General features: G+C 68.0%; 22 protein-coding genes. 12 read left to right on the forward strand and 10 right to left on the reverse strand.

Annotation, left to right across the window (positions count from 1 at the left end; translation table 11 throughout):
* Positions 1 to 10 precede the first annotated feature (10 nt).
* From PYV00_RS20170 to PYV00_RS20185, 4 genes are all read left to right on the forward strand, one after another.
* Entirely contained in the window at positions 11 to 811 is an 801-nt protein-coding gene (locus PYV00_RS20170) for an SDR family NAD(P)-dependent oxidoreductase (protein WP_275230116.1), read from the forward strand.
* Between the two features lies 1 nt (position 812).
* Positions 813 to 1,850: an NADP-dependent oxidoreductase gene (locus PYV00_RS20175; protein ID WP_275230117.1), complete on the forward strand. Its 1,038-nt coding sequence runs from the start codon at positions 813 to 815 to the stop codon at positions 1,848 to 1,850.
* A gap of 32 nt (positions 1,851 to 1,882) precedes the next feature.
* A complete protein-coding gene (locus PYV00_RS20180; RefSeq protein ID WP_275230118.1) occupies positions 1,883 to 2,908 on the forward strand; it encodes a DUF2889 domain-containing protein in 1,026 nt (341 codons plus the stop codon).
* Between the two features lie 140 nt (positions 2,909 to 3,048).
* Positions 3,049 to 6,531, forward strand: a complete 3,483-nt coding sequence (locus tag PYV00_RS20185; RefSeq protein WP_275230119.1) for an indolepyruvate ferredoxin oxidoreductase family protein — start codon at positions 3,049 to 3,051, stop codon at positions 6,529 to 6,531.
* Between the two features lie 12 nt (positions 6,532 to 6,543).
* On the opposite strand, the gene PYV00_RS20190 is transcribed toward PYV00_RS20185, so the two are convergent.
* Positions 6,544 to 7,014 (reverse strand): GbsR/MarR family transcriptional regulator, encoded by a 471-nt coding sequence (locus tag PYV00_RS20190; protein ID WP_275230120.1) that lies wholly within the window; start codon positions 7,012 to 7,014, stop codon positions 6,544 to 6,546.
* A gap of 116 nt (positions 7,015 to 7,130) precedes the next feature.
* Here PYV00_RS20190 and PYV00_RS20195 point away from each other — a divergent pair, with 116 nt between their 5' ends.
* The 5 genes from PYV00_RS20195 to PYV00_RS20215 all read left to right on the forward strand — a co-directional run bounded on the left by PYV00_RS20195 (position 7,131) and on the right by PYV00_RS20215 (position 12,357).
* Positions 7,131 to 8,624 (forward strand): aldehyde dehydrogenase family protein, encoded by a 1,494-nt coding sequence (locus tag PYV00_RS20195; protein ID WP_275230121.1) that lies wholly within the window; start codon positions 7,131 to 7,133, stop codon positions 8,622 to 8,624.
* Between the two features lie 311 nt (positions 8,625 to 8,935).
* Complete coding sequence (locus PYV00_RS20200; RefSeq protein WP_275230122.1) at positions 8,936 to 9,739, forward strand: SDR family NAD(P)-dependent oxidoreductase; 804 nt, start codon at positions 8,936 to 8,938, stop codon at positions 9,737 to 9,739.
* A gap of 4 nt (positions 9,740 to 9,743) precedes the next feature.
* Entirely contained in the window at positions 9,744 to 10,250 is a 507-nt protein-coding gene (locus tag PYV00_RS20205) for a nuclear transport factor 2 family protein (protein ID WP_275230123.1), read from the forward strand.
* 48 nt (positions 10,251 to 10,298) lie between these two features.
* Positions 10,299 to 11,309 carry an LLM class flavin-dependent oxidoreductase gene (locus PYV00_RS20210; RefSeq protein ID WP_275230124.1) on the forward strand — a complete coding sequence of 337 codons (1,011 nt, stop codon included), beginning with the start codon at positions 10,299 to 10,301 and terminating at the stop codon, positions 11,307 to 11,309.
* Positions 11,310 to 11,322: 13 nt separating this feature from the next.
* Positions 11,323 to 12,357, forward strand: coding sequence for a zinc-binding dehydrogenase (locus PYV00_RS20215; RefSeq protein WP_275230125.1), 1,035 nt, complete (start codon positions 11,323 to 11,325; stop codon positions 12,355 to 12,357).
* 165 nt (positions 12,358 to 12,522) lie between these two features.
* On the opposite strand, the gene PYV00_RS20220 is transcribed toward PYV00_RS20215, so the two are convergent.
* The 3 genes from PYV00_RS20220 to PYV00_RS20230 all read right to left on the reverse strand — a co-directional run bounded on the left by PYV00_RS20220 (position 12,523) and on the right by PYV00_RS20230 (position 14,735).
* On the reverse strand, positions 12,523 to 12,909 hold the full coding sequence (locus PYV00_RS20220) for a VOC family protein (protein ID WP_275230126.1): 387 nt from the start codon (positions 12,907 to 12,909) through the stop codon (positions 12,523 to 12,525).
* 162 nt (positions 12,910 to 13,071) lie between these two features.
* Positions 13,072 to 13,830, reverse strand: coding sequence for an SDR family NAD(P)-dependent oxidoreductase (locus PYV00_RS20225; RefSeq protein WP_275230127.1), 759 nt, complete (start codon positions 13,828 to 13,830; stop codon positions 13,072 to 13,074).
* Positions 13,831 to 13,862: 32 nt separating this feature from the next.
* Positions 13,863 to 14,735: a LysR family transcriptional regulator gene (locus PYV00_RS20230; protein WP_275230128.1), complete on the reverse strand. Its 873-nt coding sequence runs from the start codon at positions 14,733 to 14,735 to the stop codon at positions 13,863 to 13,865.
* A gap of 142 nt (positions 14,736 to 14,877) precedes the next feature.
* On the opposite strand from PYV00_RS20230, the gene PYV00_RS20235 reads away from it, so the two are divergent.
* Positions 14,878 to 16,479, forward strand: a complete 1,602-nt coding sequence (locus tag PYV00_RS20235; protein ID WP_275230129.1) for a carboxyl transferase domain-containing protein — start codon at positions 14,878 to 14,880, stop codon at positions 16,477 to 16,479.
* A gap of 23 nt (positions 16,480 to 16,502) precedes the next feature.
* Here the strand turns inward: PYV00_RS20235 and PYV00_RS20240 are convergent, their stop codons facing one another.
* Positions 16,503 to 16,934, reverse strand: a complete 432-nt coding sequence (locus PYV00_RS20240) for an endonuclease domain-containing protein (RefSeq protein WP_275230174.1) — start codon at positions 16,932 to 16,934, stop codon at positions 16,503 to 16,505.
* A gap of 76 nt (positions 16,935 to 17,010) precedes the next feature.
* Between PYV00_RS20240 and PYV00_RS20245 the strand changes: the two genes are divergently transcribed.
* Complete coding sequence (locus PYV00_RS20245; protein ID WP_275230130.1) at positions 17,011 to 18,852, forward strand: acetyl/propionyl/methylcrotonyl-CoA carboxylase subunit alpha; 1,842 nt, start codon at positions 17,011 to 17,013, stop codon at positions 18,850 to 18,852.
* 9 nt (positions 18,853 to 18,861) lie between these two features.
* Here PYV00_RS20245 and PYV00_RS20250 read toward each other — a convergent pair whose 3' ends face one another.
* Entirely contained in the window at positions 18,862 to 20,049 is a 1,188-nt protein-coding gene (locus PYV00_RS20250) for a sensor histidine kinase (protein ID WP_275230131.1), read from the reverse strand.
* A 421-nt stretch (positions 20,050 to 20,470) separates the two neighbouring features.
* Between PYV00_RS20250 and PYV00_RS20255 the strand changes: the two genes are divergently transcribed.
* Positions 20,471 to 21,112, forward strand: coding sequence for a response regulator transcription factor (locus tag PYV00_RS20255; RefSeq protein WP_275230132.1), 642 nt, complete (start codon positions 20,471 to 20,473; stop codon positions 21,110 to 21,112).
* Between the two features lie 351 nt (positions 21,113 to 21,463).
* Here PYV00_RS20255 and PYV00_RS20260 read toward each other — a convergent pair whose 3' ends face one another.
* From PYV00_RS20260 to PYV00_RS20275, 4 genes are all read right to left on the reverse strand, one after another.
* Positions 21,464 to 21,976, reverse strand: coding sequence for a hypothetical protein (locus PYV00_RS20260; protein WP_275230133.1), 513 nt, complete (start codon positions 21,974 to 21,976; stop codon positions 21,464 to 21,466).
* Between the two features lie 489 nt (positions 21,977 to 22,465).
* Positions 22,466 to 22,825, reverse strand: a complete 360-nt coding sequence (locus tag PYV00_RS20265; RefSeq protein WP_275230134.1) for a response regulator — start codon at positions 22,823 to 22,825, stop codon at positions 22,466 to 22,468.
* Between the two features lie 294 nt (positions 22,826 to 23,119).
* Positions 23,120 to 23,755 carry a response regulator gene (locus tag PYV00_RS20270; RefSeq protein WP_275230135.1) on the reverse strand — a complete coding sequence of 212 codons (636 nt, stop codon included), beginning with the start codon at positions 23,753 to 23,755 and terminating at the stop codon, positions 23,120 to 23,122.
* Complete coding sequence (locus tag PYV00_RS20275; protein WP_275230136.1) at positions 23,752 to 25,272, reverse strand: response regulator; 1,521 nt, start codon at positions 25,270 to 25,272, stop codon at positions 23,752 to 23,754. Before PYV00_RS20275 ends, PYV00_RS20270 begins: the two co-directional genes overlap by 4 nt.
* Positions 25,273 to 25,372: the final 100 nt, after the last annotated feature.

Here is a 25,372-nt window from a genome sequence, read left to right on the forward strand (position 1 = left end):
GGAGAGAACGATGGACGGACTGGTTCAGGGCAAGGTTGCGGTCATCACCGGCGCGGGTTCGGGGGTGGGCCGCGCCGCCGTGCTGCTGTTCTGCGAGCACGGCGCCAGGGTGATCGCCGCCGACATCGACGGCGCCAATGCCGAAGAGACCGCCGCGATGGCGCGCGCGGCGGGCGGCGAGGCGCGGGCGGTGGCTTGCAACGTCGCCGATCCGGCCTCGGTCGATGCCACGGTCGCGGCGGCGGTCGAGGCGTTCGGCCGGCTCGACGTGATCTACAACAATGCCGGCATCACCATCAGCCCCGTGCCCGGCAAGGGCCTGCGTTCGCTGGTCGAGTGCGATCCCGAGGAGATGAAGCGGGTGGAGGACGTCAACATCAACGGCGTGATCTACGGATGCCAGGCGGCGATCCGCCAGTTCGCCATGCAGGGGAGCGGCGGCGCGATCGTCAGCACCGCTTCGGTGGCGGGCCTGATGGGCTATGGCGGCGTGCTCTACGGCGCGACCAAGGGCGCCGTCGTCCAGCTTACCCGCGCGCTCGCGATCGAGGTGGCGGACCAGGGCATCCGGGTCAACGCGGTCTGCCCGGCGGGCATGTTGACCCACTATGCCGGGATGAACCCCGACAGCGAGCAGCGCGACGCGATCCTGCAAGGCATGGGCCGCGCCCATCCGCTGGGCAAGGCGATCGACCCGCGCGACACGGCGGCGGCCGCGATGTTCCTGTGCTCCGACCTTGCCGCCAACATCACCGGAGTGAACCTGCCGGTGGATGGCGGGCTGGTCGCGGGCCGCAAGGTGGGACGCTGAGATGGCCGGCATGATGCGGCAGGTGGTGCTTGCCGCCTATGCGCGCGGCAATCCCCGGCCATCGGATTTCCGCATCGAGCAAGTGCCGATCCCCGAGGCGGGCGAGCGCGAGATCCTGCTGAAGACGCTGTGGCTGGCGCTCGATCCGCTGATTCGCTTTTCGATCGACGAGAAGCTGCTCTCGGGCGCGACGCATATGCAGCTGGGCGAGGTGATGTTCGGGCCGACCGTGTCCGAAGTCGTGGCATCGAACCACCCCGACTATGCGGTGGGCGATTTCGTCGAAGGGCGCACCGGCTGGCGCGAATATGCCATCGTCGCCCCGGACCGGAGCGATTATCGCGGGCCGCCGCGCAAGCTCGATCCCGGCCTCGCGCCCGTTTCCACCGCGCTTGGCGCGCTGGGCGGGCCGGGGCAGACGGCGCATGAAGGCATCGTCACGGTCGGCCGGGTCAAGCCGGGCGAGACCGTGGTGATCTCGGCCGCCGCCGGCGCGGTCGGCTCGATCGCCGGACAGATCGCCAAAGTGCTGGGCGCGCGCGCGGTCGGCATCGCCGGCGGGCCGGACAAGTGCCGCGCGCTGCGCGATCTCGGCTTCGATGCGGCGGTGGATTACAAGGCCGCCGATTTCGCGGACCAGTTCAAGGCCGCCTTGCCCGATGGCGCCGACGTCTATCTCGACAATGTCGGCGGCGATGTCACGCTCGCGGTGCTGCCGCTGCTCAATCGCGGCGCGCGGATGCCGATGTGCGGCTACATCGCCTATTACGGCGTCGGCATGGAAGGACCCGGTCCCGATCACTTGCCCGGTTTCTACCGCCACATCATGGCCAAGGGGCTGGAGATCAAGGGTTTCGCCGGCATCTTCGCCGGACAGAAAGGGCTCGACGACATCGCCGGGTGGATGAAACAGGGCAAGATCCGCTTCCCCGAAGCGGTGGTCGAAGGGCTGGAAGCCGCGCCCGAGGCCTTTGCCAGCGTGTTTTCGGGCAATGCCCATGTCGGCAAGCTGCTGGTGCGCGTGGCAGACAAGGCTTGATAACCGCCCGCCGGGGGGACACCTTGGCAGGCATGGCAATGGCAACGCTCCCCCCTCCGCCGCGCAGCACCGCGAACCCGGCCCCGTTCCGACCGGCCGATTCGGTGCGCCGCACCTCCAGCATCGACGTATCCTGGCCCGATGGGCCCGAAGGCGAGCGGCTGTTCATCGGCAGCGCGCGCGATCTGCTCACCCCGGTGGCGGGCGGGCCGGGCGAGACGGTGGCGCAGGCGCGCTTCGAAGCGCGGCTGGCCCAGGACAAGACCATCACCACGATCACCGCCGATCGCGATCCGGGGATGATCGCGCAACTCGTGGGCGCGCGCGGCGGCGGCCACTTGCGGCTGCTGCTCAAGGAAGTGATGCCCGATCTCATCGCCCGCAGCGATCCGCTCTACCTCGTGCTCGACGATATCTCGGGCACCGCGCTGGTTTCCGACTTCGCCTGGTCGCAGTGGTTTCCCGACTGGGCCGAGCGCCTGCGCGACCGGCTGGGCGCCGAAGAACACGCCCGGCTGATGGAAAAGCGCGTCAACATCTGCTGGGGCCTGCAGGAAGGCCACAGCGGCGTGCAGCCGGGCGGCCCGCCCAACAATGTCGCCGATGCCGATGCCGGCGACGTGCGCAATCCGGCCGATCCGCATGGCTGGCACGAGTTGCCCGAAAGCGAAGGCCCCGGCTTTCGCCGCGCGCGCCGGATCGACGTGGTGCGCGATGAGGCCGCCGGCCTGCTGCGGATCGATTCCGCCTTTCAGGACAGCGCCAAGCAGAAGGACGGCGGCCGTGTCGCCATCCACGAGTACCGCATGACCGCGACGGCGGACCTGGAAACGCTGGAGATCCTCGCGCTCACGCCCGAAGCGCGCATCCTGCCCTTCTCCGAATGCCCGGGCGCGGTGCACAACACCCAGCGGCTGGTCGGCCGGCGGATCTCGGACATTCGCGAAGACGTGCTCGCGCAATTGCGCGGCCCGCAAGGCTGCACCCACCTCAACGACGCGCTGCGCGCGCTGGCCGACGTGCCGCGCCTCGCCGGGTATTTGCGCGAGCCGGCCTGAGGCCAGCGGACCGGGGCATGTGATCCCCGGCGCATTCGAGGCAAGGCGAATTGACCGCCACGGCGCAAACGCCCGTTCCGCTTGCGCGCCCGCCACCCATCTGGAAAGCCCGGCCACGACAAGAGAACCCCGGGGAAGCCGTGACCAGAACCGTCGTCACGCTGGATGACAAATATACGCAGGGCGAAGGGCAAGTGATGCTCTCCGCGCTGCAGGGCGTGGTGCGCCTGCTGCTTGACCAGTCGCGCCGCGATGCGGCGGCGGGCCTCGGGACCGCGGGCTATGTCACCGGCTATCGCGGCTCCCCGATCACCACGCTCGATGCGCAGCTCTGGGCCGCGCAGACGCTGCTGGACGCGCACGACATCCGCTTCGAGCCGGGGCTGAACGAGGAACTGGCGGCGACGTCGCTGCGCGGCACGCAGCAGCTCGACTGGTACGGCAAGCCGCGCGTCGATGGGGTGTTTGCGCTGTGGTATGCCAAGGGCGTGGGCGTCGAGCGCGCGGGCGAGGCGATCAAGGCGGCCAATTTCGAAGGCACCCACCGCAACGGCGGCGCGCTGCTGCTGTGCGGCGACGACCATGCCGCCAAGTCATCGCTCACCGCGCACCAGTCCGAACACGTGCTCGTCACCGCGATGGTGCCGGTGCTCTATCCCGCCACCACTGACGAGATCCTGTCGATGGGCCAGCTCGGCTGGGCGCTCTCGCGCGCGAGCGGGCTTTATGTGGGCCTGAAGGCCGTGACCGACACGCTCGACCTGACGACGACGGTGACACTGCCGGGGCACGCGTTCCCCATCGCCATGCCCGAGTTGCCCCCCGGTTCCTCACCCAACTTGCGCATCGCGATGTCGGCGCTGCAGCAGGAGCAGGCGGTGATCGAGCAGCGGCTGCCGATCGTGCCGCTGTTCGCAAGCCTCAACCGGCTCGACCGCGTGACGCAGGACGCGCCCGATCGCCGGCTGACCGTGGTGAGCGCCGGCAAGGCGTGGCTCGATGTCTGCCAGGCGCTCGCCGACCTGGGGCTCGGCGCAGCGCGATGCCGCGCCATCGGCCTGCGCGTGGTCAAGCTCGGTCTGGTCTGGCCGGTCGATGCCGGCTTCCTGCGCGAAGCCTGCGGCGGCAGCGGCGAAGTGCTGGTGATCGAGGAGAAGCGCGCCTTCATCGAGGATCAGATCGCGCGCATCTTCTATGGCCGCGCCGATGCCCCGGCGCTTTCGGGCAAGACCGCGCCCGACGGCACGCGGCTGCTGGCCGAGATCGGCGTGCTCGATCCCGGCACGGTGCGCCGCGCGCTGGTGCAGCGGCTGGCCACGCTCGGCCTGCTGCCGGAGGAAGCCGCCGCGCGCGATGCGGCTCTGCGCGAGATGGAAGGCGGCGCCCGGCTGCTGGCGCTCACCGCGATCCGCCCGGCCTATTTCTGCTCGGGCTGCCCGCACAACACATCGACCCTGGTGCCCGAAGGCAGCGCAGCGATGGGGGCGACGGGGTGCCATGGCCTGGCCCATTACATGCCCGAGCGCCACACGATGCAGACCGTCAGCATGGGGCAGGAAGGGATGCCCTGGGTCGCCGCGCAAAGCTTCGTCGATACGCCGCACATGTTCCAGAACCTGGGCGACGGCACCTATACCCATTCCGGCCTGCTGACGATCCGCGCGGCGGTGGCGGCCAAAAGCCGCGTCACCTTCAAGATCCTCTACAACGATGCCGTGGCGATGACCGGCGGCCAGCCGGCCGAAGGCGCGCTCAGCCCCGAGCAGATCGTGCGCGAACTGGTGATCGAAGGCGTCTGGCCGGTCGTGCTGGTAAGCGAAGACCCGTCGCGCTTTGCCGACAGCCCCCTGCCCTCCGGCGTGCGCGTGCGCCATCGCGACGAGCTTGACGCGGTCCAGCGCGAATTGCGCGAGGTGAACGGCACCAGCGGCATCGTCTATGAGCAGACTTGCGCCAACGAGAAGCGGCGGCGGCGCAAGAAGGGCCAATACCCCGATCCCGACAAGCGATTGTTCATCAACACCGCCGTGTGCGAAGGCTGCGGCGATTGCTCGGTGCAGTCGAACTGCCTTTCCGTCACGCCGGTGGAGACCGAGTTCGGCCGCAAGCGGGCGATCGACCAATCCACCTGCAACAAGGACTATAGCTGCATCAAGGGATTCTGCCCCAGCTTCGTCGAAGTCTCGGGCGCCGGCCCGGCCCGGCGCGATTTCGACGCCGGGGCGCTGGCGGCCATGGTCGCCAGGCTGCCCGCGCCGCCCGTGCTCGACGTGGTGCAAGCCCCGCGCGCGCTGCTTGTCACCGGCATCGGCGGGACCGGGGTGCTGACCGTGGGCGCGATCCTGGCCATGGCCGCGCACCTGGAAGGCAAGGCCGTCAAGGTGCTGGACCAGACCGGCATGGCGCAGAAGGGCGGCGCGGTGACGAGCCATATCCGCATCGGCGCGGATATGCGGGCGATTCCCTCCGCGCGGCTGGGCACCGGGCAGGCCGACGTGATCATCGCCTGCGATCTGGTGGTCGGCTCGGCGCCCGACGTGCTCGCGCTCGCCCGGCCCGATACGCATGTGCTGGCGAACGAGGATGTGGTTCCGACGGGCGAGTTCCAGCGCAACCGCGATCTTGACCTTACCGTCACGCGCTTCCTCGCGGCGATCGGCAAGCGGGTCGATCCGGCCCGGATCGCCGCGCTGCGCGCCGGATCGCTGGCGACGCGGCTGCTGGGCGATTCGATCTTCACCAACCTGATGATGGTCGGCTTCGCGGCGCAGAAGGGCCTGCTGCCGGTGGGGCTCGACGCGATCGAGGAAGCGATCCGGCTGAACGGGATCGCCGCGAAAGCGAACCTCGCCGCGCTGGCGCTCGGGCGGCTGGCGGCGGATGGCGCGGCCGACCTGTTCGATCTCGCCGACGCGCCGGCGCACCAGCCCGCCTTTCCCGTGACCCTGGCGGACGTCACCGAAAGCCGCGCCAGGCTGCTTGCCGCTTACCAGAACCCGGCCTGGGCCGCCGATTACCGCGCCTTCCTTGACGATATCGCCGGGACGCTGGCCGCGCGCGGGCTGGGCGAATGCGAGGCGCTGCGCGTCGAGATCGCGCGCGGCCTGGGCAAGCTGATGGCCTACAAGGACGAATACGAGGTGGCCCGGCTGTACAGCGATCCGGCCTTCCGCGCGCAACTGGCCGATGCCTTCGCCGGCAGCCCCCGGCTCAAGGTCCACCTCGCCCCGCCGCTGCTGGCCTGGCGCAAGGATGCGCGGACAGGGCGCCCCCGGAAGATCGCGTTCGGCGGCTGGATCTTTCCCGTGTTCGGCCTGCTGGCAAGGCTCAAGGGCCTGCGCGGCACCGCGTTCGACCCGTTCGGCCATACCGCCGAGCGGCGGCTGGAACGCGCGCTGATCGGCGAATACAAGGATCTCGTCCGCGATATCGCCGCCCGCGTCACGCCCGCGACGCTGCCCGTCGCCATCCAGCTTGCCGCCGCCCCGGAACTGGTCGCGGGTTATGGCCCGGTCAAGGACGCAGGCATTGCCGCCTATCGCGCGCGCGTGGCCGAAGGACTGCCCCGGCTGGAGCCCGCACCCGCGCCGCCCGCCGCCGCCCTGGCGCGCGAGCCGGCCTGAAGCCGCGCGGGGTCAGGCTGCGTCCTGCCGGCGTTCGGGCAGGATCACCGCTTCCATCGCGTTCTGCAACGCCTTGTGGAAGCCGGCGAGCCCGGCCATCCGTTCCCGCGCCGCGCCAGTCGCCACGCTGGCCTTGCGCGCGGTGATCAGCTCCGCCATGCGGCCCAGCGTCTGCGCCTGCTTGCGCAGCGGCGCGCCGGGATCGTCCCCCGCGACATAGAACACCCGCTTGGTCCCGCGCTCGCCCAGCCGGCGGGCATTGCCATGCTCTTCCAGCACCTTGGCGGCGGTGCAGGCGTTGCTTTTGCTGATCTCCAGATCGCGCGCGATGTCATCCAGGCTCACCGGCTCGTTCATCATCTGGAGATAGCCGTAAAGCCGCGCGGCATTGCCGGGCATACTCCACGCCGACAGCAGCCCGGCCAGATCGTCGATGAACCGCCGCTGCTCGGGCGAAAGATTTCCCTTTGACATATTCTGCATATCCAGAATATTGATCACTTCAGTCAGGGAATCAAGCTCGAAATGCGGCCCGATGGGCGCCGGGCGTGACCGCGAAAGCCCTGCCGAAGAACCCGTTTGCAGAGGATTTTCCTATCATGACCATGCTTGCCGAACCCACCCGCGCCACCGTGCTGCCCGAATCGCTGCTGTGCATCGATGGCGAGATGCGCCAGGCCGAAGGTGGCCGGACTTACGAGAACATCGGCCCGTGGACGGGTGACGTGGTGGGCGTGGCCGCCGATGCCTCGGCCGCCGACGTCGAAGCCGCGATCGCCGCCGCGCGCCGCGCCTTCGACACCACCGACTGGTCGACCAACCATGAAAAGCGCTTCGCGCTGGTGAAGAAGCTGCACGCGCTGTTCGTCGCCAACCAGGAGCGGCTGGCGGACATCGCCCGCCACGAGGTGGGCGCCCCGCTGGTCGCGGTGAACCGCGCGCAAGTCGCCAACTGCCTGGGCAGCTGGAAAGACCTGATGGAGGTCTATCCCCGCCTGCAGTGGGAAAAGGACTATGGCACGAAGGAGACCATGGGCTTCACCACGCACCGCAAGGCGGTTTACGAGGCGGTCGGCGTGGTCGGCGCGATCACCCCGTGGAACTTCCCGCTCTATGTGAACGCGGAAAAAGTGGTCTCGGCGCTGCTGGCCGGCTGCACGGTGATCCTCAAGCCCGCGCCCGACACGCCGCTGGCCGGCGCGATCTTCGGCGAGCTGGCGATCGAGGCGGGCTTTCCGGCCGGCGTGCTCAATGTCATCACCGGCTCCGACCCGGCGATGGCGGGCGAGATGCTCGTCACCGATCCGCGCGTCGATCTGATCACCTTCACCGGCTCGACCGCGATCGGCAAGCATATCATGAAGCAGGGCGCCGACACGATGAAGCGCGTCTTCCTCGAACTGGGCGGCAAGTCGGCCAACATCGTGCTGGAGGACGAGCCGAATTTCGCCCGGATCGTGGCGCAATCGATCCTGGTGTTCCACGCGGGCCAGGGCTGCGCGGTGCAATCGCGCCTGCTGGTGCCGCGCAGCCGCTATGAGGAAGCCAAGGCCGTGCTCAAGGCCGCCTATGATGGCTTCGCCGACAAATGGGGCCATTTCGACGATCCGGCCTGCTCGATGGGCCCGGTCGTCTCGAAAAAGCAGATGGAGCGGGTAAAAGCCTATATCGACCTTGGCATCCAGGAAGGCGCGACGCTGCTGGCGGGCGGCGAATTGCGCCCCGACAAGGGCACCGGCTGGTTCGTGGAGCCGACCTGCTTCGTCGATGTCACCAACGACATGCGCATCGCCCAGGAAGAGATCTTCGGCCCGGTGCTCGTCGTCATCCCGTTCGAGGATGACGAGGACGCGATCCGCATCGCCAACGACAGCATCTATGGCCTTTCCGGCGGCGTCTGGTCAGGCGATCTCGATCGCGCGATGGCGGTCGCCAAACGCATCCGCACCGGCACCATCGGCGTCAACGGCGGCGCGCCGATCAATGGCGACTTGCCCTTCGGCGGCTACAAGCATTCCGGCATCGGCCGCGCCTGGGGGATCGAGGGGATCGAGGAATATCTGGAGACCAAGGTGATCGGCTGGCGCGAGTAACCCGCGCCAGATGGGATTGGAAATGGGTGTGAAATGCGCCTGTCGACGCGTAATCGCGCCGGCCCGCTCCCGTCCGAGGGTGACGAAAATGTCCGGGGGACATTTTCGCCGAGGGACCGGCCTCCCACAGAGTACCATTCCTATGAGAGGCCGGGTGGGGGCGCTGGCTGGTACCGCCACGAAATGCGCTCTTCCACGCATTTCGAAACAGACTCCTAAGCCGCTGGGGCGATGCGGAAGGCCCTTCCCATCATCGCCGCCTCCGCGCTAGCCTGCCGCGAGACAAGAGACCGGCTGGACGGGAGAGCAAGGTGGATTTTGCCGCGAAATACGGCCCCTGGGCGCTGATCGCCGGGGCATCGGAAGGAACGGGCGCCAGCTTTGCCCGGCAACTGGCCGAAAAGGGCCTGAACCTGATCCTCATCGCCCGGCGCGAAGGGCCGCTGGACCAGCTCGCGCTGGAAATCCGCGCGGCGCACGGGGTGGAATGCGTCACCGCCTCGGTCGATCTCGCGCGGGACGACGCGGCCGAGCGCATGGCCGCCGCGGCGGGCGAGCGCGAGGTGGGCCTGCTGATCCTCAACGCCGGGTCCGATCCCAACGGCTCGCTGTTCCTCGACAACCCGATCGCCAACTGGGACACGCTGGCGATGCGCAACGTCATGACCGTGATGCGCGCCTGCCACCGCTTCGGCGCGCCGATGCGCGATCGCGGGCGCGGCGGGATCATGATCGTCGGCTCGGGCGCCTGCTATGGCGGGCTGCCGGGCATCAGCGTCTATTGCGCGACCAAGGCGTTCGACCTGGTGCTGAGCGAAGCGCTCTGGGCCGAGCTGGAACCGCACGGCGTGGACGTGCTGAGCTATGTCCTGGGCCGCACCGATACGCCCGCCCACCGCGAACTGATGGAAGCGCGCGGCATGGCCGTTCCCGCAGACTTGGCCGACCCCGACGATGTCGCCCGGCTCGGGCTCGAACGCCTGCCGCACGGCCCGATCTGCAACTGGGGCGAGGCCGACGATGTCGCCGGGATGAGCGTCACTTCCGCCGCCCAGCGGCGCGAGCGCATCCGCGCCATCGCCGCCATGTCCGCCGCCTATGCCGCGAAGGACTGAAGCCATGAGCGACACTCTTGCCCAGCTTGCCGACAAGCAGGCGATCACCGAGCTGATCTATACCTATTGCCGCGCGGTCGATCGGCTGGACGTGCCGCTGGGCCATTCGGTCTGGCATGAAGACGGCTATGCCGACTATGGCGCCGCCTATTACCGGGGGCCCGGCCGGGGCGTGATCGACCTGATCTGCCAGCATCACCTGGGCCTGCTCAGCCATTCGCACCAGGTGGCCAACGTGCTCATCGCGCTCGACGGCGACGATGCGGGCAGCGAGGCTTACGTCACCGGCACCATGCGCGCCGAGCGCGATGGCAAGCTGTTCCAGATCGGCGTCTGGGGCCGCTATCTCGATCGCTGGCAGAAGCGCGGCGGGCGCTGGGGCCTGCTGCACCGGGTGGTGGTGTTCGAGCATCAGGAAATGCGCGAGACCACCGATCTGCCCAGCCACGGCGTGCCCTCCTCGCGCGACCGGGACGATCCGTCCTACGCGATCCTGGCCAAATGGCCCTGACCGCCGCCTTGCCTCCGATTCCCCCATCGCCGCGCTGAAAGGCCCGTCATGAACCAAATCCGCATCAACGTTTCCTTCGACATGCGCTCGCCCGAATGGGCCACGCCCACGCACGAGCTTTATCGCGCCGCGATCGAGATGGCCGCCTTCGTCGATGGCATCGGCGTCGATACCATCGGCCTGATGCAGCACCATGGATCGGATGACGGTTATCTGCCGCAGCCCTTCACGCTGGCCGGCGGCATGGCCGCCGTCACCGGCCGCGTGCGCTTTCTGCTGGGCGCGGTGATCCTGCCGCTGCACGATCCGGTGGAACTGGCCGAGCAGATCGCGGTGGTCGATCTCATGTCGAACGGGCGGCTCAACGTGATCTTCGGCGCGGGCTATGTGCCGTTCGAATTCGCCATGTTCAACAAGTCGCTCAAGGACCGGGCGAAGCTGATGGACCAGGGGATCGAGACCATCCTGCGCGCGCTGCATGGTGAGCGGTTCGAGATGGAAGGCCGCCCGATCTTCGTTCGCCCGCTGCCGGTGCAGGCGCCCGAGGATATCATCATGGTCGGCGGCGGCGTGCCCGCATCGGCGAAGCGCGCCGCGAAGTTCGGCGTCGGCTTCGGCCCGATGAAGCCGGAACTGATCGACATCTACCTGGCGGAATGCGAACGCCTGGGCCACGCGCCGCGCACCCATTTCCGCCCGGTGCCGGGTATGCCGCTGTCGATCCACTTGTGCCAGGACCCGGACGAAGGCTGGGCCGCGATCGAGCGCCACGCCGTCCACGTCATCACCGAATACGCCAAGTGGGCCGAACAGGAAGGCGATGGCTCCAACTCACCATTCAAGGGGCTCGATAACCCGGCGGTGCTGCGCCACGCCGGGCTCTTCGTCGCCTGGACGCCGGACCAGCTGGTCGAGCGGGTCGGCCAGCTTGGCGGCATGGGCAATGTCGGCTTCCAGCCGCTGCTGGGCGGGCTTTCGCCCGAACAGGGCTGGAAAAGCCTCAAGCTGCTGGAACAGACCATGCCACGCCTGCGGCAGGCCATGGCCGTCACGGCCTGAAGGAGAACGCGTGATGAAAGCCGCCTATGTCCAGAACGGCGAGGTCCTGGTCGGAGAGATCGCCGATCCCGTGCCCGGCAAGGGGCAAGCGCTGGTGCGCACCCATTCCTGCGGGCTCTGCGCGTCCGACGCGCATTTCCTGACCGGCGGCAAGAACATCATCGCCCTCTCGCGCCGGCTGGGCGGGCCTTATGCCGCACTCGATTTCGAGCGGCCCTTCGTGCCGGGCCACGAATATGTCGGCGAAGTGCTCGACTACGGGCCGGGCAGCCGCCGCACGGTCAGGCCGGGGCGCAAGGTCACGTCGGTGCCGATCATGCGCCAGGGCGGCAGCCACGCGGTGGTGGGCTTCAGCCACCAGTGCCCCGGCGGCTTCGGCGAGCTGATGCTGCTGGACGAGGATTTCATCCTCGAAGTGCCCGATGGCCTGCCCGACGAATACGCCGCGATGATCGAGCCGCTGGCGGTCGGGCTGGAACACGCGCGGCGCGGGCGGCCCCAGCCGGGCGATGCCGCGCTGGTGATCGGCTGCGGCGCGATCGGCCTGGGCGTGATCGCCGGCCTCAAGCTGATGGGCGTGGCCCCGATCATCGCCGCCGATTTCCACCAGAGCCGCCGCGACCTGGCCGTGGCGATGGGCGCGCATATCGCCGTCGACCCGCGCGAGGTGAACGCCTACGCACCGCTGCCCGATTTCGGCGGACGGCAGGCCAACCTGATCTACGAATGCGTCGGCCTGCCCGGCATGTTGCAGCGGATCATCGAATCGGCGCCGTTCGACGGGCGCATCGTCATGGGCGGCTATTGCATGGAGGAAGAGCCTTTCTTCGTCTTCGCCGCGCAGAACAAACGGCTCAACGTCCAGTTCGCCGGCGGCGAGGAACCGCAGGACATGGACCTGGCACTGCGCTCGATCGCCGACGGCTCGATCGACGTCACCCCATGGCTGGGCAGCCGCATCGGGCTGGGCGGCGTGGCCGATGCGATCGCGAACGTATCGGGCCCCGGCACTCCGGTGCGCACGGTGATCGACCCGCGGATGCTGTAAGAACCTGTTTGGGAATGCGCCATTCGGCGCAAGGCCGCACCAGCCCGCTCCCCCACCCGGCCACCCATAGAATACTGCCGTTGGGTGGCCGGGTGGGGGAGCGGGCTGGTGCGGCCTTGAAATGCGATCATCCGCGCATTTCCAAGCAGGCTCCAAGTTCCGCGCTCACTCCGCCGCGTGGCAGACCGCCTCGACATTGATCCCGTCGGGATCGAGCGCGAAGGCCGCGTAGTAATTGGCGTGATAATGCGGCCGCAGGCCAGGGGCGCCATGGTCCCGTCCGCCGCTGGCCAGCGCCGCCTTGTAGAAGGCATCGACCGCCGCCCGGCAGGACGCGGAAAAGGCCACATGGATGCCCGTCCCGCGCGGGCCGTCGTTGCCCAGCCAGAACGCCGGCTTGCCATCCTTGCCATAGCCGATGCCGTGATAGCCGCCGGTCTCCTCGGCCGTGACTTCCATCAGCGGCACATAGCCCAGCGGGGCCAGCGCGGCATCGTAGAAGCGGCGGGACGCGGCAAAGTCGCTCGCGCCGATACCCATGTGGTCGATCATCTCGCATCTCCTTGCGGGCGCTTCCGGCCGACCCCGCAGCCTTTGGCCGTGGTCGATCGTTATTCTCTCCAAATGGCGCCGAAAAGTGTGATTTTCACGCATCGCGACGCAGCGGATTTTGCGTACCTGCCCGCCCTGGCGCGGACGGAATGGCGATCCGCGCTAGCCAGCGGTCACGCCCGCGTCGATATTGATGCAGGCGCCATGATAGCTGCGCGCGGCCGGGCTGGCGAGGAAAGCCACGCAATCGGCCACGTCCTCGATCTCGCACAGCCCGCGCGGCGAGCCGATGCGGCTGATCAGGTCGCGATCGCAATCGGCCAGCGCGGCCATGCCCTGCACCAACCCGGTCATCATCCCGCCCGGCGCCACGGCATTGATGCGGATCGGCTCCTTCATGTATTCCATCGCCAGCGCCTTGGTCATGTTGGTGAGCCCGGCCTTGGCGGCGCAATAAGCGGCGAAGTAGGCCTGCCCCTGGAACGCGGCGCAGGACGTAACGTTGACGATCGCGCCATGCGCCGCCAGCAGGTGCGGCAGGCTCTCGCGGATCAGGAAGAACGGCGCGTCCAGATTGACGCGCATCGTCAGATCCCAGCTTTCGTCGGGAAAGCTGGGCGTCGGCCCCGGTTTCATCACCCCGGCGATGTTGCACAGCGCGTCGAGCCGGCCGAATTCGGCCAGCGTGCGCTCCACCGCCTGCTTGCAGCTGGCCCGTTGCGACAAATCGAGCGGCAGTTCGAGCGCCTTGCGGCCCAGCGCGGCGATGGCCCGGGCGGTGCCCGCCAGCCCATCGGCCGAAACGTCCAGGATCGCCAGATCGGCGCCCGATTCCGCCAGTTTCAGCGCGGTGGCGCGCCCCAGCCCCGCCGCCGCGCCCGTTACCAGCGCGACCTTGCCGTTCATGTCCGATGCCTGCATCCCAGCCTCCCTCATGCTATCCTCTGGCACCTTCATGCCTTGCGATAGTGCGCGCGGACAAGCGCGATGAACGGGCTGGTCCGCCCCACCGCGACTTGCGCGTCGCTGGCGAAGAGCAGGCCCACGTCGCGCGCCAGCTCGAAATCGCGCACCGGCACGAAGCGCACCGTGCCGTCGGCGAAGCCTTCGGGCATCATGCCGATGCCCGCGCCCGCGCGCACGATGGCGAGCACGCGCGCGTCGCTGGTGGTCTTGAGCACGAAGCGCGGGCGCACGCCGCGCTGGGTGAAGAAACGGTTGATCTCCGGCAGCGCCTCGCAATGGCGGCGCAGCGCCATGCGATCCTGCGCGAGCTGTTCGGCCGGCACTTGCGCTTCGCCGGCCAGTGGGTGCTCCGGCGGCAGCACCATCATGTAGCGTTCGCGCGCCAGCACTTCGGGATGGAAACGGGCGTGGTGCGGGCGGATCACCGTCAGCGCCACGTCGATCCGCCCGCGTTCGAGCCGCTCGGCCAGTTCGCGCTCGCCCCCGTCGAGCAGTTCGAGCACTTCGTCCGCGCCGCTCGCGCCATGGCGTTCGAGGATCGCCTCGACCGCGCGCGTCGGGATCGTGCCCAGCACGCCCACGCGCAGCAGGCGCGGCTCGGGCACGGCCTGGATCTCGCTCAGCGCCTGCTCGTATTCCGCCGCGATCCGCCGCGCGCGCACGAGGAAGCGGCTGCCCGCCGGCGTCAGCGACACGCCTTGCCGGTCACGGTCGAACAGGCGCGCGCCCAGCTCGCGCTCCAGCTTGGCGATCCCGGCCGACAGGGTGGGCTGGGTGACGCTGACCGAACGGGCCGCGCGGCCGAAGCTGCCCAGTTCGGCCACCGCCAGGAAATAGCGCAGCATGTATTGGTCGATCATAGACGCTGTCTATGGAAAGCCCGTGCAACTTTCAATTTCCGTCCGCTTTGCCGGCAAGCTAGACAGGCAGGACAAAGCCAGCCGCGATGGGAACAGGGATGCCTTTCGGATCGAATCAGGAGACGGCCAGGGAGATGCGGGCATGAGCGCGCCCGTGCTCCAGACCAGCATCACTCTCGATAGCCCGGAAGCGCAGGCGCGCGCCGCGCACAACCGCGCGCTGGCCGAGGAACTGCGCGCCCGCGTCGCGCAGGCGGCGCTGGGCGGCAATGCAAAGTCGCGTGAACGCCACGTGGCGCGGGGCAAGCTGCTCCCGCGCGAGCGGGTGGAGCGGCTGCTCGATCCCGGCTCGCCGCTGCTCGAGCTCGGCCAGCTCGCCGCCAATGGCCTTTATGGCGAGGATATTCCCGGCGCCGGCCTGATCACCGCGATCGGGCACGTCTCCGGCCGCCCCTGCATGATCGTGTGCAACGATGCCACGGTCAAAGGCGGCACCTATTACCCGATGACGGTGAAGAAGCATATCCGCGCACAGGAGATCGCGCGCGAGAACCGGCTGCCGTGCGTCTACCTCGTCGACAGCGGCGGCGCCAACCTGCCGCACCAGGCCGAAGTCTTCCCCGATCGCGATCACTTCGGCCGCATCTTCTTCAACCAGGCGCAGATGAGTGCGAAGGGCATCCCGCAGATCGCCTGCGTGATGGGAAGCTGCACGGCGGGCGGTGCCTATGTGCCCGCCATGTCGGACGAGACAGTGATCGTGAAAGAGCAGGGCACAATCTTCCTCGCCGGCCCGCCGCTGGTCCAGGCCGCGACCGGCGAAGTGATCAGCGCCGAGGATCTGGGCGGCGGCGACCTGCACAGTCGCAAGTCGGGCGTGACCGATCATCTGGCCGACAATGACGAGCACGCGCTGACCATCGTGCGCGACATCGTCAGCCATCTGGGCCCACGCCACGACAACGGCCTGCCGCTGCGCGAACCGCGCCCGCCGAAATACGCGCCCGAGGAACTCTATTCGATCATTCCCGAAGACGTGCGCGCGCCTTATGATGTGCACGAAGTGATCGCCCGCATCGTCGACGGCAGCGAGTTTCACGAGTTCAAGGCGCTTTACGGCAGCACGCTGGTCTGCGGCTTCGCGCATATTCACGGGATGCCGGTGGCGATCCTGGCCAACAACGGCGTGCTCTTTTCCGAAAGCGCGCAGAAGGGCGCGCACTTCATCGAGCTGGCCTGCCAGCGCAAGATCCCACTGCTGTTCCTCCAGAACATCTCGGGCTTCATGGTCGGCGGCAAGTATGAGGCCGAAGGCATCGCCAAGCACGGCGCCAAGCTGGTGACGGCGGTGGCGACCGCGAGCGTACCCCGCATCACCGTGCTGATCGGCGGCAGCTTTGGCGCCGGCAACTATGGCATGTGCGGCCGCGCCTATGACCCGCGCTTCCTGTTCACCTGGCCCAACGCGCGCATCAGCGTGATGGGCGGCGAACAGGCCGCCAGCGTGCTCGCCACCGTCCACCGCGACGCCGACAAGTGGGACGAGCGCGAGGCCGAAGCCTTCAAGGCGCCGATCCGCCAGAAGTACGAGGACGAAGGCAACCCCTACTACGCCACCGCCCGCCTGTGGGATGACGGCGTGATCGACCCGGCGCAGACCCGCGACGTGCTGGGACTGGCGCTGGCGGCGAGCCTGGAAGCGCCCATCCCCGACCAGCCGCGGTTCGGCGTGTTCAGGATGTGATGGTGGCGGCGGGTGGCCTTTCCTCATTCCTCCCCGAGCTCGTCTCGGGGAGGGGGACCGCCCGGCGCAGCCGGGTGGTGGAGGGGGAGCCGCGCCGCCGCTTCGGCCAGGATCAAGGCAAGCACGCGTTCCAGATCGTCCAGCACGGCCTTCGCCGGAATGCGCAAAGTCGCGATTCCGGCACGCGCGAACCACGCGTCGCGCACTTCATCGCGCAGCGGACGATCGCCGAAATCATGGGCGGCGCCATCCACCTCGATCGCCAGCCGCGCATCACTGCAATAGAAATCCAGCACGTAGGCCCCGCTGGGATGCTGGCGCCGGAACTTGAGTCCGTGCGGCCGCTGCCGCAGTTCGCGCCACAGCAGACCCTCGGGCAAGGACATCGCGCGCCGCAATTTCCGGGCCCGATCGATCCGGCCATCGCGAGGTTTCGGCGAAACATCCCTGAACATCGCAGTTCCCCCTCCACCATGCTTCGCATGGTCCCCCTCCCCGAGACAAGCTCGGGGAGGAATTGAGAGAAAGCCCATGATCCAGTCCCTCCTCATCGCCAACCGGGGCGAGATCGCTTGCCGGGTGATCCGCACCGCGCGCCGGCTCGGCATTCGCACGATCGCGGTCTATTCGGATGCCGACGCCGATGCGCTGCATGTGCGCGAAGCGGATGAAGCGGTGCATATCGGCCCCTCGCCCGCGCGCGAAAGCTATCTGGTGGGCGAGAAGATCATTGCCGCCGCCAGGGCCACCGGGGCCGAGGCGATCCATCCGGGCTATGGCTTCCTTTCGGAAAACGCCGAGTTCGCGCAAGCCGTGATCGACGCCGGGCTGGTCTGGGTCGGCCCCGACCCCGCCTCGATCACCGCGATGGGCCTGAAGGACGCGGCCAAGAAACTGATGGCGCAAGCCGGCGTGCCGGTGACGCCGGGCTACATGGGCGAGGAGCAGGCGGCGATCTTCCTGGCGGATGAAGCCGCCAAGATCGGCTATCCGGTGCTGATCAAGGCGGTCGCGGGCGGCGGCGGCAAAGGTATGCGGCTGGTCGAGAGCGAGGACGAGTTCGCCGACGCGCTCGCCTCGTGCAAGCGCGAGGCGGCCAGTTCCTTCGGCAACGATCATGTGCTGATCGAGAAGTATATCCTCAGCCCCCGCCACATCGAAGTGCAGGTGTTCGGCGACAGCCACGGCAACATCGTCCACTTGTTCGAGCGGGACTGCTCGCTGCAGCGCCGCCACCAGAAAGTGATCGAGGAAGCGCCCGCGCCGGGCATGGATGCTGCAACCCGTACTGCATTGTGCACCGCAGCAGTGCGTGCAGCAAAAGCGGTCGACTATGTCGGCGCGGGCACGATCGAATTCATCGCCGACGGCTCGGAAGGGCTGCGTGCCGATCGCATCTGGTTCATGGAAATGAACACGCGGCTGCAGGTGGAGCATCCCGTGACCGAGGCAATCACCGGGGTCGATCTGGTGGAATGGCAGCTGCGCGTCGCGAGCGGCGAGCCGCTGCCGCTGGCGCAGCACGATCTGGGCATCGATGGCTGGGCGATGGAAGCGCGGCTCTATGCCGAGGATCCGGCCAAGGGCTTCCTGCCCTCGATCGGCAAGCTCGAACTGCTGCAATTCGGCGACGCGCCGGGCGGACGCATCGACACCGGCGTCTATGAAGGCGCCGAAGTCTCGCCGTTCTACGATCCGATGATCGCCAAGGTCATCGCCTGGGGCGATGACCGCGAGGTGGCGCGCGAGCGGCTGGGCGAGATGCTGGCCGACAGTGCGGTCTGGCCGGTCAGGACCAATGCCTCGTTCCTGGTGAAGGCGCTGGACCATCCCGATTTCGTCACCGGCACGGTCGATACCGGGCTGATCGGCCGTGATGGCGAGGCCTTGGCGCAAACGCCCGCACCCTCGCGCGAGGCGCTGGAAGCGGCTGCCGCGGCGCTGGTGCCGCTGTATGATCCGCCGGGCTTCCGGCTCAACGCCGCCCCCGCGCGCGCGGCCTGGTTCCTGCTCGATGGCGAGCGGGTGGAGATCGCGGTCGATGGCGGCAGCGAGGCGCCGGTGCCTTCGGTGCTCGTCACCGAGCAAGGGCAGGCCTGGCTGCTGGCGCACTGGCGCAAGGAAGGCACGGCGGGCGGCGCGGCGGGCTCCGGCTCGATCCTCGCGCCGATGCCGGGCAAGGTCATCGCGGTCGAAGTGGCGCAAGGCGATGTCGTGACCAAGGGGCAGAAGCTGCTGACGCTGGAAGCGATGAAGATGGAGCACACGCTGACCGCGCCGTTCGACGGCGTGGTGGCCGAGCTCAACACCCAGGCCGGCGCGCAAGTGCAAGTGGAAGCGCTGCTGGCCCGGATCGAGGAACACGACGCCTGAGGCGCAGCGCTATCGCCGCGATCCGGCGTAATGCGTGACGGCCACGCCGTGCGGCGTCTTGTCCAGCGTGAAATAGAACGTCGCGCCGGCATCGACTGAAGATTCTGCCCAGATCCGCCCGCCATGGCGATCGACGATCCGCTGCACGATCGCCAGGCCAATGCCGCTGCCGTCGAACGCCTGCCGCGCGTGCAACCGCTGGAACGCGTCGAACAGGCGATCGGCAAAGCGCATGTCAAAGCCCACGCCATTGTCGCGCACATAGTATACCGGCGGCCCGTGCGGCGCCGCCGCCACCGGCAGCGTGCCCACCTGGATCTCCGGCCGGTCGCGCAGGCGGCTGAACTTGACCGCGTTTTCCAGCAGGTTCTGGAAAACCAGGCGCACCAGCGTGGGGTCCGCGCGCAAGTCGGGCAAATCACCGAGTTCGACGTGGAAATCGATATCGGCATTGGCGTGGCGCAGATCGCGCAGGATATCGGCGACCAGCCCCGGCGTGTCGACCGTGCCGCGCCGCAGCTTGTGGCGGCCGATCCGGGCGAGCGCCAGATGATCCTCGATCAGGTCGTTCATCTGGTCCACGCTGCGGCCGATCATCGCCAGTCGCTCGGCGACCACGGGGGCCAGGCTTGGCGCCTCGTCCCGCAGCACGGACTGCGCCAGCCATTCGATCGCGCGCAGCGGCGCGCGCAGATCGTGCGATACCGAATAGGCGAACGCTTCCAGATCCCGGTTTGCCGCCACCAGATCGCCCGTGCGCGATTCCATCTGGCGTTCGAGTTCGACCTCGGCGGCCTGCGCGTGGGGATCGCGGATGATCCGGGCAACAAGGCGCGGAAACAGGCTCTGCGCGATCTCGGCACGGTCCAGCACTTCGGCCGCGCCTGCCTCGCGCAACTGGCGCGACAGGGCCGGATCGACGGCATTGGCGATGACGATGACCGGGGCCTGCCCGGCCTGCGCCACGATCACCGCCAGGTCCGCCAGGTCCGCCGATGCCGGCGATCCCAGATCGAGGACCACGCCATCAAACCCCTGCTGGCGCAATAGGCGCGGCGCGGCGGCGCGCGTGGCGGTATGCCGCACGGCCACTTGCCCGGCGCCGCCAGTGACAAGCCGGTCGCGGAGGAACGCGGCATCGCCATCAGCATCCGCGACGATCAGCAGCAGGCCAGGCAGGGCGATTTCAATCGGCATGGCGCCCTCCCATCGGGCGAAGCCGGCCCGGGCCGCGCGGCGCGCCCACGCACGCCGGCGCCGCTTCAGGGCGAGCGGACCAGCGCCGCGCCAGCATGTTTCCGAGCGGGCCTTTACAGATCATGACGCCCTGTCCGGTAAAAACCGCGATCGCGGCAGTCAGCGGATTTCCGGATATCTGTAAGTAAATATCCCACAGTTTATTACTTCCCATTTCGGGGGCGTTGCTGGAAGATATTAATACTTTATGCCTTGCAATACTGATTCATCGCAGGATACCTTGCGACAAACGGGCATTCGAAAGCGGATTTCGACATGCCTTGGAGACGAAGACCGCGATCGGACGGACCCCGGCTCCACGGACATGGCGAAGCGGGAATTCGCGGTTCACCCCAGTGTGGACCGGAAACGGAGGCGCCAGATGCAGACCCAGCGGGTTATCGTGGTGGACGATCACCCCTTGTGCGCGACCGCGGTGGCCGCCGTGCTGTCGGGCATCGGCGGCAATATCACAGTGGAAATGCGCGGTTCGCTCAAGGAACTCGATAAAGTTGCGCGCGGAGAGGATATCGCGCTGATCCTGCTGGACCTGAGGCTTCCCGATGTCTCAGGAATGCACGGCATCGAAATGGTCAAGGCATCGTTTCCCAGCGTCCCGCTTTGCGTGATGTCGGGCCAGATCGATGCCGGCACCGTGCGGCAGGTGCTGTCGCAAGGCGTCGCCGGGTTCATTCCCAAGACGCTGTCGTACAGCGAATTCTCGCACGCGCTGGAACGGCTGCTGGCCGGCGGGATGGCCTGGCCGCGCATGGCCGAAAGCGAGGACGGCGAAGCCGGCCCGCTGAGCCCGGCCGAACGGCGCATCATGCATGCGCTGAGCCTGGGCCTGCAGAACAAGCAGATCGCCTTCGACCTGGGCCTGTCGGAATCGACGGTCAAAAGCCATCTGGCCCATATCTTCGCCAAGCTGAAAGTGACCAACCGATCACAGGCCATCCTGGTGTTCGATCGCATGATCTTCGATGCCGTGCCATGCGCTGAAGACAACCATGGCGTGATCTGAAAGGTTGTCTATCGACGCGAGGCAGCCCTCGCCCCTTCCCGGCCGATGGATCGCGGCGCACGCTTCTCCCTGGTGGAAATCCCCGTATCCGCGAAGGGGGAGCGTGCGCCGGCAATCTTGCGACAATCACCGCCGGCATCGGTGGCCCGAATTCGGCGGGACTGTCAGCCTTTCAAGGGTACTTTGCACACGACGGGAGACTGGGACACTCGGGCGTTGCAACCTTGATGCCGCATAACACCACATCGCGCCGCGCGGCGCTATCGTCCGAAAGAACTATAGCGTGGTCGCCTTAGGTTGATGTGCCGAAAATGGCGAGCGGCCCTATGCCGATCCGGCGGGAACGGCCGGTCAGATCAGGCTGGCGATGATCGGCTTGCCGATGCGGCCAAGCATGTTGGCACGGTGCAGCGCGAAGGATTGCGGGCCGAACGGCGCAAGCGTGCCGTCACCCGCCGCGCCGGGGCCTTCGCCGGCGCCGTCGGCCAATTGGCCGAAGCGGGCATGGGCCTGCAACCCGGCCAGCGCGGCTTCCTCGATCTCGGCGATGGCCATGGGCAGCCGCAGATAGTCGATCGCGCCTTTGGCGACCGCGCGGCCGATCGCGCGCGCCGCCGGGTCCATCGCGAAAGCAATGAACGGCAGGCACAGATCGCGGCGCGCCATCAGATCCACCAGCGCGTCGATATTGTTGCCCCGATCCTCGATCAGGACGATGCGGTCTTCCGCCAGCGACGCCTCGCTGTCCCGCACGCAGGCGAAGGCGGCGCGGCCCAGCCCGGCTTCATCGAGCGCGCGGGCGATCACGGCGCGGCGCTGCGAGGAGCTGTCGATCAGGATGAGGTTGATTTCAGCATAGGTCATCGGCGTGGCGATCCTGCTGGCTGCCTTCCGGCAGTCTGCCGGCAAAGCCGCTGGCCTGCGAAAACGACGGAGGCAGGACTGAAGGGATGGCGCCCCCGGCTTGTTCCCTTGTGCCTTCCTGCCACCGCGCGCGCGATCGCGCCATCGTCCGAAAGTACGAGGATATCCGGGCCGAAACCAGGGTCCAAGCCCGGTGTTGTCGGCGCGCGTCCCGCAAGTTGAAGAGGCAGGCAAGACACTCGGTGCGCGCGCCGACAACCGAACCGGCGGGGCGATAGGACCGCCGCCAGCGCCTGCTCGACAGCGCAGGCGATACGACCCGAAAAGGACGGCGTGGCCGATGAAGCCGGACGCAGGCCGCACTTTCGATATGTCCCGCATGGCAGATCGCGCGCGCGCGGGATATCGTCCGAAAGGACTACTGGCCCGCGCGGGAGCCTGGCGCGCGATGCGCGGCAAAGCGCCTGTGGAGGTGGCACCAGCACCCTCTCAGTACCGGGCGAAATGGTCGCGCAGGATTTCGACGACGATGCCGATGTCCTGCGACTTGAGGAGGAAATGATCGGCCCCGGCGGCCAGGCAGCGTTCGCGGATCGAAGGATCGGTCTGGTTGGTCATGACGATGACCAGACAATCGCTGCCCGCCTCGCGGATCGCCCGCAGCACGTCGAGCCCGGTTGCGCGCGGCATGGTGAAGTCGAGCACGGCGGCATCGGGGCGGGTGGCGGCGAACAGCGCCATGGCCTGCGCGCCATCAAAGGCGGGGCCGGCGATGGCGAACTGGCCGGCTTCGGCGATCAGTTCGGACAAGCGAAGGGCGACGCTGCGCGTATCGTCCGCGACCAGCACACAGCGTCTCTCCCCCACTTCATTGCGACCCGGCATAGGTTGGCCCGTTCTTGGGGTTTACTGCACCAGAGGCCGATCATCGCCGATCATCGCCGGCTTGTCGTGTCAGGCATTTCGCAGCGCCTGTCGGAAATTTCCCGACAGGCCGGCTCAGGGCCGATCGCAATTCAGATGATGAGGTCCCGAAAATGAGCGGGCTTCGTGACCGGGAGCGCAGCGCACCGAAAGTACGTGAGCACCGCAAGCACGGAAAATCGCCATTTGCAGGCCGTCAGGGCTGAATGTCGATCGGCCCTAATCGACCAGATCGTGCCGCATGGCATAGCGCGCCATGTCGACCTGGCTGGTCAGCCCGGTCTTCTGCCGGATGCGCGCGATATAGGTCGCCACGGTCTTGTCGCTGATGGCCAGATCGCCCGCCACTTCCTTCACCGCGCGGCCCGAGGCGAGCAGCTTGAGGATCTCCAGTTCGCGCTGCGAGAGCTTTTCGTGCGGCAGCGGCTCGCGCTCCTCGCCCAGCGTGCGGGCGATGCCGGCGGCCGTATCGCTGTGCAGATAAGTGCCGCCGCCGGCCACCGTCTCGATCGCGCGCACCAGTTCCTCGGGCGGCAAGTGCTTGTGGATCAGGCCATTGGCGCCCGCCTTCATCGACTGGACGACGAAGGCCAGTTCGGCGCTGGCGGTGATCACCAGGATCGGCACTTTCGCATCGCGAAGCCGGATCGCGCGCAGCAGATCGAGGAGGCCCATCCCGCCCGGCATGACGACATCGAGCAGGATCAGATCCCAGCCGGCCTGGTTCACCAGCTTCAGCACCGCGCCCGAATCCTCCGCCTCGCCCACGTCGACCGCGCCGAAAATCTCCCTGGTGATCGATTGCAGCCCCCGGCGCGTGATCGGATGATCGTCGGCAACCAGGATACGCTTCATGCGCGCGGCCCTTCCTGCCGCGGGATCCGGGCGGTGATGGTCACGCCCACCGGCGCGCTCCGGTCGATCCTGATGGCGCCGCCCAGCAACTCGGCCCTTTCGCGCATTCCCAGCAGGCCCAGCGAGACCCGGCCGCTGTCAGGGGCCGACGCGGAAAAGCCCCGGCCATCGTCGCGTACTTCCAGGCACCATTCGTCCGGCAGCGCCGCGAAGTCGATCCAGACCCGCGATGCCCCGGCATGGCGGACGATGTTGGTAAGCATTTCCTGCAGGATGCGGAAGAAGGCGGTGGCCACATCGGGTGGCACGGGCCGGCTATCGTCGATCCGGCAAGTGACGCCAAGGCCGGTGCGCTGCTCGAACTTGCTCACCATGTCCTGCATCGCCGCCGGCAGGCCCAGCAGATCGAGCGCGCTGGGCCGCAACTGGGCCGAGATCCGCTGCACGGTCTCGATCGTCGCGGCGACCAGCTTGCCCGATTCCTCGATCCGCGCGGCCAGCGCGCGCGCGCGCGGATCGGGATCGTCGGCGATCTGGCGCTCCATCCACCAAATGTCCATGCGCAGGGCAGTGAGCAGCTGGCCCAGCTCGTCATGCACTTCGCGCGCGATCCGGCGCTGCTCTTCCTCGCGCACGTTGTTGAGGCGCGCGGTCAATTGCCGCATCTGCTTGTCGCGCGTCAGCAGCAGTTCGTATTGCAGGCGCAGGCGTTCCTCCTGCGCGTGCTTTTCGGTGATGTCGCGGCAGATCGCGCCGAAATGGGTGGCCGGACCCTCGCTCTCGCCCAGCCCGAAGGCGGTGACCGACAGCGTCATCTCGCGCCCGTCCTTGCCGACCAGCGAAATCTCGTGAGGCCGGCCGATCTCGCCGCCCAGCGCCTGGGCAATGATCCCGTGCTGCTCGATCGTGCCGCCGACATCAGTGGCGCGCACGAAGTCGCGCGCCTTGCGGCCGATCACTTCGTCGGCCGGAAAGCCGAAGATGCGCCCTGCGGCCGCGTTCCAGCTCGTGATCGTGCCATCGGCCGCGCCACTGATGATCGCATCACTCGATGCCTCGACAATGCCGGCCAAAAGGGCCCGCAGGTGCTCCGCCCGGTCGCGCTCGCTCGCCTCGCGCGTGCGCGCCAGGGCATAGCGGATCGCCCGCGCCAGATTGTGGCCGCGCAGCTCGTTCTTGGCGATATAGTCCTGCGCGCCCGCTTCAAGGCATTGCAGCGCCAGCGTTTCCTCGTCCAGCCCGGTCAGCACGACGATCGCCGTCTCGCGCGTCACCGCGCGCACGGCATCGACGCATTCCACCCCGGCGCAATCGGGCAGCTTCAGATCGAGCAGCACGGCATCGAACGGCCCGGCGTGCAGCTTCGCGATCGCGCCGGCCAGGGTTTCGACCAGCACCATCTCCTCGTGATCGTCGCTCAGCAGCTCGGCAATGTAATCCGCGTCGCCCGGATTGTCCTCGACCACCAGCACCCGACCGATCCGGTCGAGCGACGCGCTGGCGAGCAGCGCCGTCATGCCCGCCGCGCCCGCGCCTGCCGGCGCGCGCCATAAGGCGCGATCATCGCGTGAACCGAGCTGTCCACATCGCCGTCCTTCCCCAAATCGAGCCCCGCGC

Origin of the sequence: Novosphingobium album (ex Liu et al. 2023), assembly GCF_029076845.1 — a bacterium.
GTDB lineage: Bacteria > Pseudomonadota > Alphaproteobacteria > Sphingomonadales > Sphingomonadaceae > Novosphingobium.